Here is a 16538-nt window from a genome sequence, read left to right on the forward strand (position 1 = left end):
AGCCTGTCTGGTATACTCCAGTTTTTTTAAAAACACCCCTAAGCAAATGGAAATTGAATTAAATAAAAGTTTTAAAGAACGCGTTTTCCATGCTGTCATTTTCGAAGTGACGGCCAACGTTATTATTGCGCTGTCACTGGCGTGGCTGATGAACGTGTCGGTGCTCCAGTCAGGTTCGTTATCCGTGATATCTGCACTTGCCGCTACAGCATGGAATTTTGTGTTTAATAAATTCTTTGATGCCCTTCAGAAAAAATATGCATTTCAACGAACATTTCTCGTTCGCGCGATCCATGCGGTCTGCTTTGAAACAGGACTTATCATCACATTAATCCCTGTCGCGATGGTAATGCTGAATTTAACAGTGACTGAGGCATTTTTTGTCGAGATCGGTCTGGTACTGTTTTTTCTGCCATACACGATGCTGTTTAACTGGCTCTATGACTACCTGCGTTGGACATTTGTTGGGCGAAAACAGTCTGCTACATAACACCCGATGATTGACGCTGGTCACACTGGCACGTTCGTGAGCACATGTGGCGCCGCACGCCTTCTATACTCTGTGTTTCTCTCTCTTTTTTAAGGAAGGAACAATGTTCGATCATGTGAAATTCGGCGTCAGTGATTACGAGAAAAGTAAAACCTTCTTCCTCAACGCGCTTGAGCCGCTTGGTGTAAGGCTCATCGATGAAGGCACACCTGAGTACGGTGTTGAAATGAGTTCCGGCAACGTGTCACTCTGCCTGTTCCAGACGCGCGACAAACCGGCCCCACTGCACCTGGCGTTTGTGGCAGAAACACGCAAGCAGGTTGATGATTTTTACCATGCCGCAATGCGAGCGGGTGCCAGGGATAACGGTGCCCCAGGCTTGCGGCCCTACAGCAAAAACTACTATGCCGCCTTTGTCATTGCGCCTGACGGCCATAATATCGAGGCGGTCTGTCATGCACCGGACTGATTCATGATGGCTTTTGTGTGGGTTTCTCTGCCGGTGCTGCGAACCAGTTTTCTTCCGCGACGACGACCGCACCTTCCGGCTGCATCACGAAGTTTGGCGACATAATTTGCACGTTGAACTCGTTGAAAACGTCCTGAATGTTACTGTGGAGCTCATTGCGGGCCTCGGCAAGTGACTGTCCGGGCTGCAATTTTACCTGCAGCTCATAGGCAATGTACCAGTCCATCAGCCCCAGCTGACGCACCAGGGGCTGCTGCGAAGGGTCAACACATTTCGACCGTCTGGCTGCCATCTCCAGCATGGCATGAACCTGTCGCCACGGTGTGTCATAGCCAATCGTCACGCCAATCGTCAGGTTCACGCCGCCGTCAGGATTCTGCACGCTCAGATTGGTGATTTTTCCGCTCACCACCACCGCATTGGGTACGGTCACAACATAGTTCTCGCGGGTGATGATCTTGGTCGCCAGCATGCCTATCTCCGTGACCAGCCCTTCGTTATCCGCAACCCGTATAACGTCTCCTTTCCTCAACGCTCGCGAGTAAATCAGTACCAGCCCGCTCATCGCATGGTTCATCACGCCTGCCGAACCCAGGGTAAGCATCAGGCCAAAGAAGACGCTAATGCCTTTAAACGCCAGCGAATTCGCTCCCGGTAAAAACGGATAGGCCGCAGAGAGGGCAAATAACCACACCACGACAGAAATCAGTTTACGCGTTGCTCCCACGGTTTCAGGATGAATGCCCGGCAGCTGCAGGCGCCCTGCTTCCACCTGATTTAACAACACCTTCAGGAGCTTCAGAATAAAGGCGGTAATCACAAAGATGATCAGGACAATCATAATGCCCGGCATGGCCGAGACAATCGATAGCACAATATCCCGCAGAACGCGCATGGTCCAGTCGCCTAACGATGCACCCCAGACGCGTGTCCAGGGGAACAAGCTGAACGCCCAGCTCAGCCAGAGATACAATCCGAGAATGCCCAGTAAAATCATCAGCAAAGCATACAAACGGGCCTCAATTGCGCCGACAAACTTACGCCAGCGTTGAGGAATGACGCTGCGGTTTTCAAGAATACGACGACGGCAGACATTCCGAACCCAGCGCCATGACCGCCACGCGCCATACCAGAAAAGAGACAGTGCCAGCAGTCCGACGACGGTTTTCCCGGCGGAGAGCGCCAGCCAGCCGGTGTCATACTGATCGCGAAGCGCCGTACGCTGCGCCTCCATCCGCGCCAGCACGCGCTGAGCGGCCTGGTCAAGGGTCAGATCATCGCCCTCATCGAGATCCGCCTGTGTCAGCAATAGAACAGGCTTATTGTTCATGACAATCAGCCTTCCCTGCTGGTTGTAACGGGTAACGGGGACAATTTTCAGCGGCTCACGCACATCCTGCTGGGTGAAATTACGCAGGGTATGACGGATACGCAATACGCGCTCTTCAGGAGTGGTGAGACCAAATTTGGCCTGTAGCATCACAATCGGCTGGTGAAAAATGTAAACCGTTCGGGCACGTTCCTGCTCAGTAGGCTCCTGCCGTGGCTCGGCGGCGATGCCGGTAAATGAGATGATCGAGAGCACGCAGGATAATAATGCGAGCAGGACCTTGTTCATTTCCACCCCCTGAAACGCAACTTATTGTTATTTTTCAATTGCCCCAGAGAATGGCGAGTCTCTGCATGTTGAGCATAGACCAGCCATGCCCTTATGCAACATCACCACCATGCACGATATTGCTTGAATTTGCACGAGGATGCACACTATGATGTTTTGCAAACGTAAAACTGACATCGAATTTCTGAACGTGCAAATTCATGCACCATCACGCAAAGAGGTATGTATGACACAACAGTTGATTTTAATTGCCGGGCCCTGGCGCAGCGGGACTGATGGCGACCAGGCAAAAATGGATGAAAACCTTGCCCGTCTGGAAAACGCTGCGTTAGCTGTTTACCAGCGTGGCCACGTTCCGGTGATTGGCGAATGGCTCGCGCTACCGCTGGCCAAAGCCGCAGGTTCAACGTCAATTGGGGATGAAATCAGTGAGACGATGCTCTATCCCGTTGCACACCGACTCATTGCCAGATGCGATGCGATTTATCGTATTGCCGGTGCGTCTAAGGGCGCCGATATGGATATTGAGGTTGCCCGGAAGCTGGGGTTGAACGTCTACACCTCATTAGAAAGCATCCCTCAGGTCTGAGGAAACGCGCGAACCTGCCTGCTGTTTACAGGCAGGTTCAAGGGGTTATTCTGGATCTGAAGTCTTCACCACGGAAACCCCTTTCTCCCTGACCGCGTTAATCCAGGCGCGATCGGTACCGTCTTCCACGACAATCGTATTGACCAGCGATAGCTCGCCAATCACAAACGATGATGCGGTGTTAATTTTTTCTGGCGACGCCAGGACCACCGTCTCGGCGGCCCTGCCGGAAAATGCACGTTTGATGCACGCCTCTTCGAAATCCCCGGTGGTAAGCCCCGCTTCAGGATGGATGCCGGTAACCCCCATAAAGAACAGATCCGCATGAATATTGTCGATGCCCTCAATGGCTGCTGCACCTACCGTCACGATGGAGTGTTTGTACAGACGCCCGCCGATCAAAATGACATCAATCGAAGGATGTTCAACGAGTCCCAGGGCAATGCTCGGGCTGTGTGTGACCACGGTAATGCGTAAATCCGCCGGCAAAAACGCGATCAGTTCCGACGTGGTGGTGCCGCCGTCGACGATCACCACCTGGCCCGGGGAAATGAGCTTCGCGCCTTTGCGGGCCACATTTTTTTTCGCATCCATCTTCACCGATTTACGCTCGGCAAATGGCACGGTGGCCGACGAGGCCGGCAGCGCACCGCCATGGACACGCTGTAAACGCCCTTCTGCCGCCAGCTCACGCAAATCACGACGAATGGTGTCTTCTGACACCGCGAAATGTACACTGAGCGCTTTAGACTGGACCTGGCCTTCAGCGGCAAGCTTCTCAAGGATTAATTGTTTTCGCTGACTGGTGAGCATAGTGGATTCCTGATGTTGCACGTTTTGTCTTGAATGTGCATGATAATGCTGTTTATGACGATCACTCTACGTAAGGAGCAGCAAACGTGCAATCGAAACGTGCAGATGTACGCATCATTGAAAATGAAACGCTGTCGGATAACTGGTACATCCTTAAAAAATATACCTTCGAGCTGCAGCGACGCGACGGTGAATGGCAGCGACAAAGCCGCGAAGTGTATGACCGGGGGAACGGGGCAACGATACTGCTCTATAACCGCGATAAAAGAACGGTGATCCTGACGCGGCAGTTCCGCTTTCCGGTCTTTATCAATGGTCATGAGGACGACCTTATCGAAGCCGCCGCCGGGCTGCTGGATAACATGGATCCCGAAAGCCGCATCAAAGCGGAAGCGGAAGAAGAGACCGGATATCGTGTCTCCCGTGTTGAGAAGGTGTTTGAAGCCTACATGAGTCCAGGCTCCGTCACGGAAAAGCTCTATTTTTATATCGCTGAGTATCACCCACAGGATCGAACCAGCGAAGGCGGCGGAATTAAGGCAGAGGGAGAAGATATCGACGTGCTGGAAATGCCGCTGGACGAGGCATTGCGCAGCATTGAAACCGGCCAAATCGTGGACGGCAAAACCATTATGCTGATTTACCATATTGCGCTGAAAGGCATTCTGTAACCAAAACGCCGGCAGAGACCAGCCGCTGTGCAGGTCTCTGCCTGTGCTATTCTTGCTGATGACTGCAACACGGAGATGCAAAGATGGCCGACTGGAACCCTTCGCTTTACCTGCAATATGGTGCAGAACGCACGCGCCCCGCCGCTGAACTGCTCGCCAGAATTCCGCTGGTTGAGGTGTCCACCATCGTTGACTTAGGCTGTGGACCGGGAAACAGCACCGCGCTGCTGAAGCATCGCTGGCCTTCCGCCCACATCACCGGTGTCGATAACTCACCGGCGATGCTCGAAGAGGCGCGCCAGGCGTTGCCTGATTGCCACTTTGTTGAAGCCGATATTCGTCAGTACAAGCCGGGCCAGACCCTGGGCCTGATTTATGCAAATGCCTCGCTACAGTGGGTCCCTGACCATTACGATCTTCTTCCGCATCTGGTTTCGCTGCTGAAGTTAAACGGCGTGCTGGCGATCCAGATGCCCGATAACTGGCTGGAACCGACACACGTCTCGATGCGTGAAGTGGCTGTTGAAGAAGGTTATCCGGATCGTGGCCGTGAACCTCTGCCCGGTGTCCATGCGTATTACGATATTCTGACGGAGGCAGGCTGCGACGTGGATATCTGGCGCACAACCTATTTCCATAAAATGAGTTCGCATCAGGCGATTATTGACTGGGTGAGTGCCACGGGGCTGCGTCCGTGGTTACAGGAGCTGAATGAAAGCGAGCAGAAGCAGTTCCTGAAACGCTACCATGAACTGCTGGAAGAGCAGTATCCGCTTCAGGAAAACGGGCAGATACTGCTGGCATTTCCACGCTTGTTTATCGTTGCTCAACGTCAACCCTGAGTCGGGTCAGGAGCGGGCCTCCTTCAGCAGCTGCTGAATAACTTTTTCCTGCTGGTCATAATTGCCTTCGCCAAAGGAGGTATAGCGCAGCTGCCCTTTGGCATCGAAATAGTAGTGTGCGGGCCAGTACTGATTCCCGAAGGCGTTCCAGATCTGATAGTTGTTGTCTGTTACCACCCGATACGGGAGCTGCCATTTCGTCACCGCTTTTTGCACCGAGGCGAGCGGTTTTTCCCACGGGTATTCCGGCGTATGCACACCTATCACCACCAGACCCTGCGACTGGTACTTTTTGGCCCAGTCGCGGACATACGGGAGCGTATGCTGGCAGTTGATGCAGTCCCACGTCCAGAAATCAATCAATACCACCTTCCCCCGCAGAGAGTCAGACGTGACAGGGTCACCGTTTATCCATCCCGTTCCGCCGCTTAAGGAGGGCAACTGGCTGCTGGGCTCGGTCATCACCACCGGCTGGAGCTTCACCGGGGTCGTCGTCGGTTTCGCCAGACTCAGGAGGGAATTTTCCAGGCGGTCTGCGACGCCATTTGCACCTTTCAGAACGGATGTCATCCCGGTGGCGTTAAACGCAACGGTCGCTAACATCACCACGCCCGCCCCCTTGCGTAACCTTTCCATCAATGCCGATTGGGCGCGCAGGGGGGCCATCAGCGTGCGGCCACCGGCAACCAGCAGCCCCAGCATCAGCGCGCATCCACTGCCGTAAGCGGCCAGCAGTGCCCCCGTGGCAATGGCGGAGTGACCGGCAATATTCAGGCTGAATATAGCGCCCAGAATCGGCCCGGCGCACGGCGACCAGAGCAACCCGACGGCCAGCCCGGCCAGAAAGGCAGAGATCATGCCGCGCGTCTGCCCGCTGCGTGTGTTGAGGAGATTACCGGCGCTGACGGCCGGTCCGGCAATACGCTGGGCGAATGTCGGGAAAATGAGTGCCAGCGCGGCTATTGCCAGTACAACCAGTGCGACCCAGCGCCCTGTTATCGTCGCCTGGGCGATCCAGCTGCTGGCGGCGGTAGCCACCAGTGCCACGAGGGTGAACATTACAATCATCCCCGCGAGCAACGCCAGCATATGCCGTCGTTGCCCCTGGAACCCGGCAAACAGCAGTGGAATAACCGGGAGTGTGCATGGGCTGAGCAGACTTATCATCCCGCCCAGAAAAGCGATTATCAGAAACATAGTGACCTCACATTACAGATGCCCTGCGAAGCTGCAGTGAGGTTATTTCACCGTGTTGATATGTTCAGGATGTGTGCAAATCAGCGCGAATTGTCTGCGCGCGTATCATGAGGGCTGTCCGATACAAAACCGTACAATTACCCGCGCGGCAGCGTAATCGAAACGTCCAACCCGCCCTCGACGTGGTTCGCCAGATGCAATTTCCCGCCTAACTGCGCAGTCAGCTGGGCGGCGATCGCCAGCCCTAATCCGGTGCCCCCGGTGTCGCGGTTTCGTGAGGTTTCCACCCGATAAAACGGCTGCAATACCGCCTCCAGTTCGGCGTCCGGTATCCCCGGTCCGCCATCGCGAATCGAGATCGTGACATGATGGGCATCTGAATGAATCGTAATGACGGCGTAGTCGCCAAATTTCAGCGCATTATCCAGCAGATTAGTCATCACCCGGCGTAGCGCCTGCGGGCGCGTGACAATCGGAAGACGGGCATCGGTTGCCTGAAGCTGCACGTTTTTCCCGATGTCCTGATAATCACTGGCAATGCTGTTGACCCAGGCGTTCAACTCCAGCTTGAGCGAGGTCTCTTCCAGAGATTCTGATGACCGGGCATACGCTATTCCTTCACGCACCAGGCGCGTCATATTATCCAGGTCGTTAAGCAACTTGTCCCGCAGTTCCGGCTGGTCCGCCATTTCGACGCGTAGCTTCATGCGCGTTATCGGGGTCTGGAGGTCGTGCGATACAGAGGCCAGGATCTGCGCGCGCTCACGCAGGTACGACTGGATACGCGCCTGCATGGCATTAAAGGCGTGTGCGGCCCGTTGCACCTCGACTGGCCCTGTCTCGGTCATCGGCGAGCTTGCTGCCGGGTCGAGGGAATCCACCGCCCGGGTAAACTGCGAAAAAGGTCGAATAACCTGACGCACGGCAATCCATGAGCAGAACGCCAGAAGCAGCAGCTGCAACACAAGCACCACAGGCAGCCAGCTGGCGACCGGTGGCATTCGGGGGATAAGGTCAATGGTCAGCGGCGAACCATCGCTCAGCGTAAGGTGGGCCTGAATATGGGAAACCGGCCCCGGCACGGCAGTAAACGTCAGTGGCCAGGTTGCTGACAGCGCCTCTGTCAGGGTGCGGATGGCATCCTGCGAGCGCTTGTCATGCGGTGCGGGCCCCGGTTCACCGGTTCCCAGGATGTAGCGATAGTTCCCCCGCGCCAGTCGCTCCAGCCAGGCTGGACGCTCCTTCGCGGGAAGCCGGTCCAGGATGGCCACACTGGTGGAAACGTCATATTCCAGGTTGCCGAGCATCACCGTGCGGGCGCTGCGCATCCGCTCCAGCATGACCAGCGTCAGGCTGAGCGCGTTGGCCAGCAGGAGCCCCAGCATCACGATGATCAGCAGTCGCGTCAGTAACGAGCGTGGCCAGAGCCTCATTCATTGGCCTCTTTGATGATCACCGGCATGGTGAAAACGTACCCTTCACTGCGAACGGTCTTGATGTAGGCCGGCGTGCGGGCATCTTCATTCAGCCGCTGGCGAACCCGGCTGACCAGGAGATCAATTGAGCGCTCAAAGAGTTCGGCATCTCGCCCCTGGGTCAGGTTAAGCAGCTGATCGCGTGTCAGCACGCGCTGAGGATGGTCAAGGAACACGCGCAGAAGGCGATATTCCGCCCCGCTGAGCGCCACAATCATCCCTTCGCTGTCGATCAGGTGGCGGGCAACGGTGTCCAGTTGCCAGTCGCCAAACATCACCAGGCGCCCGGCTTCGGTGACCTGCAGATTGGGGGGCATCGTGCGAAAACGGCGCAAAATGGCTTTGATACGCGCCAGCAGTTCGCGCGCAACAAAGGGCTTCACGACATAGTCATCGGCCCCCATTTCCAGCCCCAGGATCCGATCGGTCTCTTCGTTGCGCGCGGTTAGCATCAGGATCGGCAGATCTTTATGTTTACCGCTGCGCAGTCCCCGGCAGAGCGTTAATCCGTCATCGCCTGGCATCATCACGTCCAGCACCACCAGATCGACATGCTGTTTATCAAGCACAGCCCGCATCTCTTTGCCGTTCGCCGCGCCAGACGCGCGATAGCCCGACTTGACGAGATAGTCGACAATCAATTCACGAATATCCCTGTCGTCATCGACGACAAGGATATGATCAATATGCTCCACCGGGATCTCCTGACTGAGGGGTAACGTATTGAAAATAGCACATATCACAGCTTATCCGCGTCGATAACCGCCTTGACGAAATCCTGCGGGTCTTCCTGCGGCGGGTTGTGCCCCACGGTGGCCCCAAAGGTGCGGTGTTCATATTTACCCGTGAATTTACCGGCATAGGCCTGCGGTGCAGGATGTGGCGCCCCGTTGTTGCCGCCTTCGATGGTGATTGTCGGGACGGTGATATTTGGCAATGTCGCCAGCTTCTGCTCGTAGCTGTCGTATTTACGCTCGCCTTTTTCAAGCCCTAAACGCCAGCGATAGTTGCTGAGCGTAACCGCGACGTGATCGGGGTTATCCAGAGATTTTGCGCTGGCGTTAAAGGTCGCATCGGAAAACGTCCAGTCTGGTGAGGCCTGCGACCAGATCAGACGGGCGAAGTCATGGGTATTTTTGGCATAGCCTTCGGCACCGCGTTCTGTTGCGAAATAGAACTGATACCACCACTGCTGCTCTGCTTTAGGCGGCAACGGCTGTTTACCAATCTGCTGGCTGCTGATCAGGTAACCGCTGACCGAAACAAGGGATTTGACGCGTTCAGGCCACAGCGCCGCGACAATATCTGCCGTACGGGCGCCCCAGTCGTATCCGGCAAAAACAGCCTGTTTAATGTTGAGTGCGTCCATCAGGTTAACGATGTCTTTCGCCATGGCCGAAGGCTGGCCGTTACGCGGCGTGCTTGCAGACAGAAAACGCGTGGTGCCGTAGCCGCGCAATGACGGCACGATTACCCGGTAGCCTTTTGCGGCCAGTGCAGGTGCGACCTCGGCGTAGCTGTGAATATCGTACGGCCAGCCGTGTAACAGAATTACCGGCTGACCATTTTTCGGACCGATATCGACATAGCCGATATTCAGATCGCCGGCGTTAATTTGCTGAGGGTGATCGAAGGCCGCGGTGACATCTTTGCCGGTGACTTCGGCCTGACAGGCCATGACGGTGCCAAGAGAAACGGTTAACGCCAGGGTTGAATACGCGAGTTTGCTGAACATGTTGGTATCTCCGGTTAAGTACAGTTGACGGGGATATAACAACACGCGTTTGTATAGCGGATATGTGCGAAAGGGAGTTTATTGCAATCCTGTGTATGTATCCGGTACGCAGATACAGTGTGATACAAACACAGGCGATTGAGGCTTACAGCGAAAGGCGGTAGCGTACGTAATCGTCAGCTTCACCGTATTTGTCATAGAGTTTACGCGCCGGGTTGTTCTCCCGGGTGACCCAATACAGTTTTGACCACCCTTCGCGCTTGCCTTCCGCTATCAGGGCATCAATGAGCGCCTTCCCGGCCCCCGCACCACGTTCGGTGGCATCAACAAACAGATCTTCGAGGTAGCAAACGGGGGCCGTTGACCAGGTGCCTTCGTGGAGAATGCACATCGCAAAGCCGATGACCTTTTCGTCTTTCTCTACCACGCGGCAGAACATCGGTGAATGTGGGGCAAGCGCCCTTTCCCACGTCGATGCGGTAACCGATTCATCGAGAAAACAGTCATAAAAATGGGTATAGCCATCCCACAGCGGTCGCCAGTGGGAGTAATCGTCAGCGCGTAAAGGTCTTACCGTAACAGCCATGCGTTCCTCACATTACACATTGATCGCCATTTCAAAACAGCGTAAATCAGCGCCCGCCATGCGCGAGTGATGATACTTTTCGCTCAGCGTGACAAACCCGAGCTTCTGGTAAAACGACCGGGCGTTAGGCGTTGCATCAAGCGTCAGGCGGGTTATCCCCCGGCTATGGGCCTCCTGTTTGAGCGCCTCGACAATCCGGGTCGCCATGCCTTTACCGGATGCTGCAGGCAAGGTGAATATCGCCTCCAGACAGTGGGTATCCAGATCAAGATAGCCGGTTGCCGCAATGTCGCCCTTTTCATCTTCCACCACATAAAAAGGGTATTCAATGACCATTTGACGGTAGTGTTCGGGCATCAGATCGGGCGTCCAGCGCGCAATGACGTCCGCGTCGTAACTGGTTTTACAGCCGTGACGAATCGCCTGATTGCGAATATTCCAGAGTATTTCGGCTTCCTGCGGATGCGCTTTTCGTAATGTCATATTACCTCTTTAACGGCTTTTTAACCGGATTTCACGAGCCACGCTGGCAAGACGCTGAGTGCGACAATAGAGGGTAAACAGCACAAAGCCGCTGCTGTTCATCACCCTCCGACAAAGTATCAGCGCGGAGGATGCGATGACCAGTGGCCAAAGGCTTCCGTCATGAGAAAACAGCAGATGCAGCCCCTGAGCGAGTGTCACGACCAGCAGAATGATGAACACCGTCATAACCCCCAACAATCCTGACGTCATCCCTCGGGCCAGAAGCACGCTGATAACAATGAGCGCGCCTGTCATTATTAATGATGGTACGAAAAAGCTCAGTGCATGGTGTAAAGGTGACAAACCCGGCAACGCGCTGAGAAAAGGCAGAAGGTTTAACGCAAACGCCACTAAAAACAGAGGTAACAGCGCCGCTACCGGGTAAGGGTTTTGACGCGGCAGCTCGCTGAGGGGGCGAGAAAAATACCGTTCCAGCTCGGGGGTGGAATGATTCAAAAGACGGGTATCACGACGAGCAATCGCCTCCTCTGTCTCTTTGCCATGTTGCAGAAGATCCTGGAAAACACGTCCGGTGAAAAGAGACAAAAAGCCCATTAAAAATTCGCCATTGAAGAAATGATGCCCATTTTTGGTAGTGAATAAATCCAGCACGCCTCAACTGAATGTGATAGAGATGAAAATACCAGAACGCAAACAAAAGCATAACGCTTAAATAGGGAGATCTGCGGATGACGATACCGACGCTCACGACAGAACGCTTGCTGCTAAAACCGCTGGTTGCCGAAGATGCTGTTCAGATACAAACGCGCTATCCGCACTGGGAGATCGTCCGCTATATGGTCTCTTCCGTGCCCTGGCCTTACCCGGATAACGGCGCGGAAAACTATGTCAACAACGTGGCGCTGCCGGATATGGCAAAAGGGATTGCCTGGTTCTGGAGCATCCGCCGTCGCGAGGTGCCGGACGTGCTGATGGGTATTATCTGTCTGTACGATGTGGAAGATAACAACCGCGGGTTTTGGCTGTCGCCGGAATTTCAGGGAAAGGGATATATGCGCGAAGCCAGCATTGCCGCAACGGATTACTGGTTTAATACGCTGAACAAACCCGTATTACGCGCGCCGAAGGCCGCCGCCAATAGCCGCTCCCGTCGTATTTCAGACAGTAGCGGCATGCGGCTTATCAAAACGGAACAGAAAGCGTACGTCAGCGGTATGCTCGATTCCGAGCTGTGGGAAATCACCCGCGACGAATGGAATGCCCGTCAGGTCAGCTGATAATGCTTATCCGGCATCAGCCTTTCCGGAATGTTCTCTTCATCGTTCATCTGCAACAGATCGCGTTCCATCATGTTGCAGATAGCGTCCAGCGGCAGGTCGTTATCTTCGGTACCAAACGGATCTTCCAGCTCTTCCGCCAGGGTGTCCAGCGAGATAAAGGTGTAAGAGATCAGGGCCGAGACAAAGGGCGTCATGTAGTGCAGGTCAACAACCAGCGCGAACGGCAACATGATGCAGAACAGATAGACCGTACGGTGCAGGATAAGGGTATAAGCAAACGGTACAGGCGTGGTGGCGATCCGCTCGCAGCCGGACAGGACACTCGACATGTCGTTCAGACGATTGTTCAGGCTGTGGAACAGGATGTCTGAGAGTTGTCCGTTACGGCGCCGCACGGCCAGCCATTCTCCCATGATCAGCAGAATACGGTTCGCCGGCGAGTTGGCGGCCATAACGTTGCGTAACTCCGCCGCCGCCAGATAGCGCGCCAGCTGCCCTTCCCCCTTTTCACGGCGCAGGGTCATGCGAAGACAATGGGCAAAGGCAATTTGCAGACGGACGAACTCACCCAGATATTTATCATCCGGTAAGGTGTTTTTAACCTCGCGAAACAGCGAGCGTGCCGCTATCATCAGTTGCCCCCACAAAAGGCGAGCCTCAACGTAGCGTGAATAGCAGGCGTTGTTTCTGAACCCGAGGAAAATAGCGATTGCCACCCCCAGGATACTGAATGGCGCAACGGTAAATTTGATGCCCAGCGAGGTATACCACGGCAGCATCAGGATTACGGCGATGGAAAGCAGGAAGTTAAGCAGCAACCGGGTATAGATTTTGGGCAATACCGAACCGTGCCAGACAAAAATCAGTTGTAGCCAGTGCTGTTTGGGACGAACAATCATAGTGAGCTTCAGGAATGGAAAGAGCCGCGCTATTAAACGTGATCCCCCTCACGGTTGCAAGCTTGTTAATGAAAGATTGCATTTTTCACCTGATACGCAATAAACCGCACGGTGTCGCAGGTGACTTTAAATAAAGAGGTTTATAGTATGTTGTAACTAATGCAATTGAAAAACCCGGCCAACGCCGGGCATTGAATCTCTAGCAAAGCGGTTTCACTGCGGCACGCATCCCTTGCTGCAGGATAGCGTCGAGATCGCACGCAACCTGTTCTACCAATCCTGCCACCTGGGTTAAATCCTGCTCCCAGTGCTCAGTCACGCTTAAAACGGAAGAGACCAGCTGGCGGGTAGTGATCTGTTTGTCGTGATGCTGCGCCCACAGATGTTGGTAACGAGCAAGCCAGTGCGCATCATCCTGCACCGGATAGTTCTCCCCGTTACGCTCTGCGCGGTAGAACGCGATCAGTGCGGCCAGGGCGAACGTCAGACGAGCGGGCAACGTGCCAGATGCCCTCACCCCCGCCAGCAACTGCGGCAGAATGCGCGTGCGATACTTGGTCATGCCGTTAAGCGCAATCGACAGCAGCTGATGCTTGATATACGGATTGCGGAAACGACCCGTGACGGCGCGGGCGAAAGACGCCAGTTCATCACGCGGCAAATCCAGGACCGGAATGATTTCCTCATAGATCGCTTTTTCGATAAACGCGCATACGTCGGCATCGTTCATCGCCTCGCCCACCGTATCCAGTCCCGCCTGGAACGCCACCGGCACCAGCGCCGTGTGCGCGCCGTTGAGAATTGCCACTTTGCGCTCTTTGTACGGCTTAATGTCATCCACAATCCGCACGTTTAGCGGGAATTTGTCCAGCCGCAGTTCGCTGGCCAGAGATTCAGGCCCCTGAATAACAAACAGGTAGAAATGTTCCGCGGTATCAAGGAATCCGTCGTGATAGCCTAACTCAGCTTCCAGCACAGCCGCTTCGTCGCGCGGATAACCCGTTACAATGCGGTCAACCAGCGTGGAGCAGAAGCTGTTATGCGCATTCAGCCATTGAATAAATTCCGCTGGCAGTGCCCATGCCTGGGCATAGCGCAGCACCAGTTCACGCAGCGCTTCGCCGTTGTAGTCAATCAACTCGCACGGAATAACGATCCAGCCTTTATCCGCGGCGCCGTTAAAATGGCTGAAGCGCTCAAACAGCAGCCGCGTCAGCTTCGCCGGATAGCTCACCGCTGGTGCATCTTCAAAACGATCGCCCGCGTGCCAGCCAATCCCCGCCTCGGTGGTGTTGGAGAAGACAAAGCGCATCTCAGGATTATGTGCCAGTTTCAGAAACTCATCGTACTGGCTGTAAACGCTGATCTCACGATTTACAGAGCGGATAAGGCGCGCTTCGCTGACCGCCTCGCCCTGCTCATTCAGACCACGAATGATCGTGGTATACAGACCATCCTGAGTGCTTAATGAAGGCGGGAAGTCGCTTTGAATGGGGCGAACCACCACGACACCGGCATTGAGATCGGTATGTTCGTTTAACAGGTCGATTTGCCAGTCGACAAACGCACGCAGGAAATTGCCCTCACCAAACTGAATGATACGTTCAGGGTAGAGAGCACCGGGGAAATCACGACGGTTAAGTGTGTTCACAATGGGATCCTTTTATGATTAGTCGTACAGCCTGATAAGATTGGTATGATAACTTATCAAAGGTTTTCGACCAGAACCCCGCTTTTGATCAATTCATCACGTCATTGAGGGAAATAATCACAAGAACTTATAGAAGACAGATGTGGCGGTCATTGCGCCATCCGGCATCAGCGCATAGCGCGGGATCTCCCCGACCTTTTGCCAGCCTGCCCGCTGGTAGAAGGTCTCCGCTCCGCTACCGGTTGAGGTATCCAGCACCAGCACCGAGATGCCGCTGGCTCTGGCCTGCACTTCCAGTTCCCCCATCAGCGCCATCGCGGCCCCTTTACGGCGCGCTTTTTCATGAACCAGCAGCTTTGCCACATCGGCACGATGCGGCTGGTTTTCCGGCTGATCGGTAATCAGTTGCACGGTGCCAATCACGCCATCCTGCGAATCGATGCAGGCCAGCACGACGCGTTCGTTACGCTCTACGCTCCCGGCAATCCCCTGCCAGAACGCGCGGGCTTTTTCGGTACTGAAAGGCAACATAAAACTGACGGAAGCGCCACCGTTGACACAGTTTTCAAGGATATCGGCCAGCGCATCGAGGTGGGTGAGAATATCGTCCCGGGTGAGGGTTTTGATCTGCAGTGAGGTATTCATTATTTTTCCTTACGTTGAATATCCTCACTTTGCATTTAACATCTTTGTAACGCAATCATGTCAGACATAGGCTTTTGTTATGTCATTTTGTATGCTTACGCTGCTGCTTCATGGCATACATTTTTTCATCCGCGTCTTTCATCCACTGCTGCAGATCGTTGCCGTTATGATCGAACTCGCTCAATCCCCAGGAAAAATGGAGAGACCAGGGATGCAGCTTGCGGGCATTGTAGTGTTCAACCTGCTCGGCAAGATACTGCATGGCAATCCAGGCCCCCTGCTCATCTGTATCGGCAAACAGCACGGCAAATTCATCGCCGCCAAAGCGAACCAGCAAATCCGCTTCACGGAAAGAGGTGCGCATCAGTTCCGCCATGACTTTCAGTGCGTTGTCACCTTCCTCATGCCCGTAGCGATCGTTAATCTCTTTGAAGCGATCCAGATCCAGCCAGCCAAGGGTTAACGGCTCCGCCCGGCGTCTGGCCACGGACAGCGTGAACCGGAGAAGCTGGTTAAAGCCCCGACGGTTGAACAGTCCGGTTAATTCATCGGTTGTCGCCGCACTGACGGCAGCAAATTCGTCTTCCGCCAGCGCGCCGAGGTCACCCAGCACGGCCAGATCGGCCGCCGAAAATTCACGGGGAGAATAATCAATCAGACAGAGCGATCCCACGCTCGCCCCGTCACGTAAACGCAGTGGAAAACCGGCATAGAATCTTACGCCGGGCTCACCGGCCACCAGCGGGTTATCGGCAAAACGATCGTCCTGACGCATATCGGCGACCACCAGCGGCGCTTCGCTGAGGATCGTATGACCGCAAAACGAGATATTACGCGGAACGGAACCAGGTGCCTGGCCGTCGGCCGACTTCACAATCAGCGAATGTTCATCAATCAGATTGACCATCGCCAGCGGGACCTGGAAGAAGCGTTTTGCCAGACGTGTCAGTCGGTCAAACGCCGGGGAGCCGTCGATCTCAAGCAGGCCTGACTCGCGCAGCGAGTTCAGACGTTCCATTTCATTTGCAGGGGTTGCAGGTGTTTTCATAACGTCTCCTGACGCAAAGCGTTACTCAAAGCGTAGCCTAAACA

At 54.7% G+C, this 16538-nt stretch carries 19 protein-coding genes; 6 read left to right on the forward strand and 13 right to left on the reverse strand.

Annotation, left to right across the window (positions count from 1 at the left end; genetic code table 11):
• The first annotated feature begins 46 nt into the window (after window positions 1-46).
• Both NQ842_RS12685 and NQ842_RS12690 read left to right on the forward strand, forming a co-directional pair.
• Window positions 47-490 (forward strand): PACE efflux transporter, encoded by a 444-nt coding sequence (locus NQ842_RS12685; protein ID WP_047361898.1) that lies wholly within the window; start codon window positions 47-49, stop codon window positions 488-490.
• Between the two features lie 103 nt (window positions 491-593).
• The gene (locus tag NQ842_RS12690; protein ID WP_257255909.1) at window positions 594-959 is read left to right on the forward strand and encodes a VOC family protein; all 366 of its coding nucleotides are present in this window, start codon (window positions 594-596) and stop codon (window positions 957-959) included.
• A 1-nt stretch (window position 960) separates the two neighbouring features.
• On the opposite strand, the gene NQ842_RS12695 is transcribed toward NQ842_RS12690, so the two are convergent.
• Entirely contained in the window at window positions 961-2577 is a 1617-nt protein-coding gene (locus NQ842_RS12695) for a mechanosensitive ion channel family protein (protein ID WP_083021918.1), read from the reverse strand.
• A 226-nt stretch (window positions 2578-2803) separates the two neighbouring features.
• On the opposite strand from NQ842_RS12695, the gene NQ842_RS12700 reads away from it, so the two are divergent.
• On the forward strand, window positions 2804-3166 hold the full coding sequence (locus NQ842_RS12700; protein WP_014831938.1) for a DUF4406 domain-containing protein: 363 nt from the start codon (window positions 2804-2806) through the stop codon (window positions 3164-3166).
• A 45-nt stretch (window positions 3167-3211) separates the two neighbouring features.
• Here the strand turns inward: NQ842_RS12700 and NQ842_RS12705 are convergent, their stop codons facing one another.
• Window positions 3212-3979: a DeoR/GlpR family DNA-binding transcription regulator gene (locus NQ842_RS12705; protein ID WP_257255910.1), complete on the reverse strand. Its 768-nt coding sequence runs from the start codon at window positions 3977-3979 to the stop codon at window positions 3212-3214.
• A gap of 86 nt (window positions 3980-4065) precedes the next feature.
• Here NQ842_RS12705 and NQ842_RS12710 point away from each other — a divergent pair, with 86 nt between their 5' ends.
• Both NQ842_RS12710 and tam read left to right on the forward strand, forming a co-directional pair.
• A complete protein-coding gene (locus NQ842_RS12710; RefSeq protein ID WP_014831936.1) occupies window positions 4066-4650 on the forward strand; it encodes an NUDIX domain-containing protein in 585 nt (194 codons plus the stop codon).
• Between the two features lie 83 nt (window positions 4651-4733).
• Window positions 4734-5492 carry a trans-aconitate 2-methyltransferase gene (tam, locus tag NQ842_RS12715; RefSeq protein WP_257255911.1) on the forward strand — a complete coding sequence of 253 codons (759 nt, stop codon included), beginning with the start codon at window positions 4734-4736 and terminating at the stop codon, window positions 5490-5492.
• Between the two features lie 6 nt (window positions 5493-5498).
• Here the strand turns inward: tam and NQ842_RS12720 are convergent, their stop codons facing one another.
• The 7 genes from NQ842_RS12720 to NQ842_RS12750 all read right to left on the reverse strand — a co-directional run bounded on the left by NQ842_RS12720 (window position 5499) and on the right by NQ842_RS12750 (window position 11565).
• Window positions 5499-6689: a cytochrome c biogenesis protein/redoxin gene (locus NQ842_RS12720; protein WP_063426449.1), complete on the reverse strand. Its 1191-nt coding sequence runs from the start codon at window positions 6687-6689 to the stop codon at window positions 5499-5501.
• 137 nt (window positions 6690-6826) lie between these two features.
• A complete protein-coding gene (locus NQ842_RS12725; protein ID WP_014831933.1) occupies window positions 6827-8122 on the reverse strand; it encodes a HAMP domain-containing sensor histidine kinase in 1296 nt (431 codons plus the stop codon).
• Complete coding sequence (locus NQ842_RS12730; RefSeq protein ID WP_014831932.1) at window positions 8119-8859, reverse strand: response regulator; 741 nt, start codon at window positions 8857-8859, stop codon at window positions 8119-8121. Before NQ842_RS12730 ends, NQ842_RS12725 begins: the two co-directional genes overlap by 4 nt.
• A 44-nt stretch (window positions 8860-8903) precedes the next feature.
• Window positions 8904-9899 carry an alpha/beta fold hydrolase gene (locus tag NQ842_RS12735; RefSeq protein WP_014831931.1) on the reverse strand — a complete coding sequence of 332 codons (996 nt, stop codon included), beginning with the start codon at window positions 9897-9899 and terminating at the stop codon, window positions 8904-8906.
• A gap of 145 nt (window positions 9900-10044) precedes the next feature.
• Window positions 10045-10485: a GNAT family N-acetyltransferase gene (locus tag NQ842_RS12740; RefSeq protein ID WP_063412560.1), complete on the reverse strand. Its 441-nt coding sequence runs from the start codon at window positions 10483-10485 to the stop codon at window positions 10045-10047.
• Between the two features lie 12 nt (window positions 10486-10497).
• Window positions 10498-10968, reverse strand: a complete 471-nt coding sequence (locus NQ842_RS12745; protein WP_118282692.1) for a GNAT family N-acetyltransferase — start codon at window positions 10966-10968, stop codon at window positions 10498-10500.
• 9 nt (window positions 10969-10977) lie between these two features.
• Entirely contained in the window at window positions 10978-11565 is a 588-nt protein-coding gene (locus NQ842_RS12750) for a hypothetical protein (protein ID WP_257256934.1), read from the reverse strand.
• A gap of 134 nt (window positions 11566-11699) precedes the next feature.
• Here NQ842_RS12750 and NQ842_RS12755 point away from each other — a divergent pair, with 134 nt between their 5' ends.
• Complete coding sequence (locus NQ842_RS12755) at window positions 11700-12248, forward strand: GNAT family N-acetyltransferase (RefSeq protein ID WP_046887454.1); 549 nt, start codon at window positions 11700-11702, stop codon at window positions 12246-12248.
• Here the strand turns inward: NQ842_RS12755 and NQ842_RS12760 are convergent.
• The 4 genes from NQ842_RS12760 to NQ842_RS12775 form a co-directional block, all read right to left on the reverse strand.
• Window positions 12236-13150 carry a bestrophin family protein gene (locus NQ842_RS12760; RefSeq protein WP_196372299.1) on the reverse strand — a complete coding sequence of 305 codons (915 nt, stop codon included), beginning with the start codon at window positions 13148-13150 and terminating at the stop codon, window positions 12236-12238. The two genes, NQ842_RS12755 and NQ842_RS12760, sit on opposite strands and share 13 nt — an antisense overlap.
• 199 nt (window positions 13151-13349) lie before the next feature.
• Window positions 13350-14801 (reverse strand): tagaturonate reductase, encoded by a 1452-nt coding sequence (locus NQ842_RS12765; RefSeq protein ID WP_194516131.1) that lies wholly within the window; start codon window positions 14799-14801, stop codon window positions 13350-13352.
• Window positions 14802-14918: 117 nt separating this feature from the next.
• Window positions 14919-15446 (reverse strand): GNAT family N-acetyltransferase, encoded by a 528-nt coding sequence (locus tag NQ842_RS12770; RefSeq protein ID WP_257255912.1) that lies wholly within the window; start codon window positions 15444-15446, stop codon window positions 14919-14921.
• 82 nt (window positions 15447-15528) lie between these two features.
• Window positions 15529-16494, reverse strand: coding sequence for a sensor domain-containing diguanylate cyclase (locus NQ842_RS12775; protein ID WP_014831923.1), 966 nt, complete (start codon window positions 16492-16494; stop codon window positions 15529-15531).
• Window positions 16495-16538: the final 44 nt, after the last annotated feature.

Origin of the sequence: Enterobacter cloacae complex sp. R_G8 (assembly GCF_024599795.1) — a bacterium.
Taxonomy (GTDB): domain Bacteria; phylum Pseudomonadota; class Gammaproteobacteria; order Enterobacterales; family Enterobacteriaceae; genus Enterobacter; species Enterobacter dissolvens.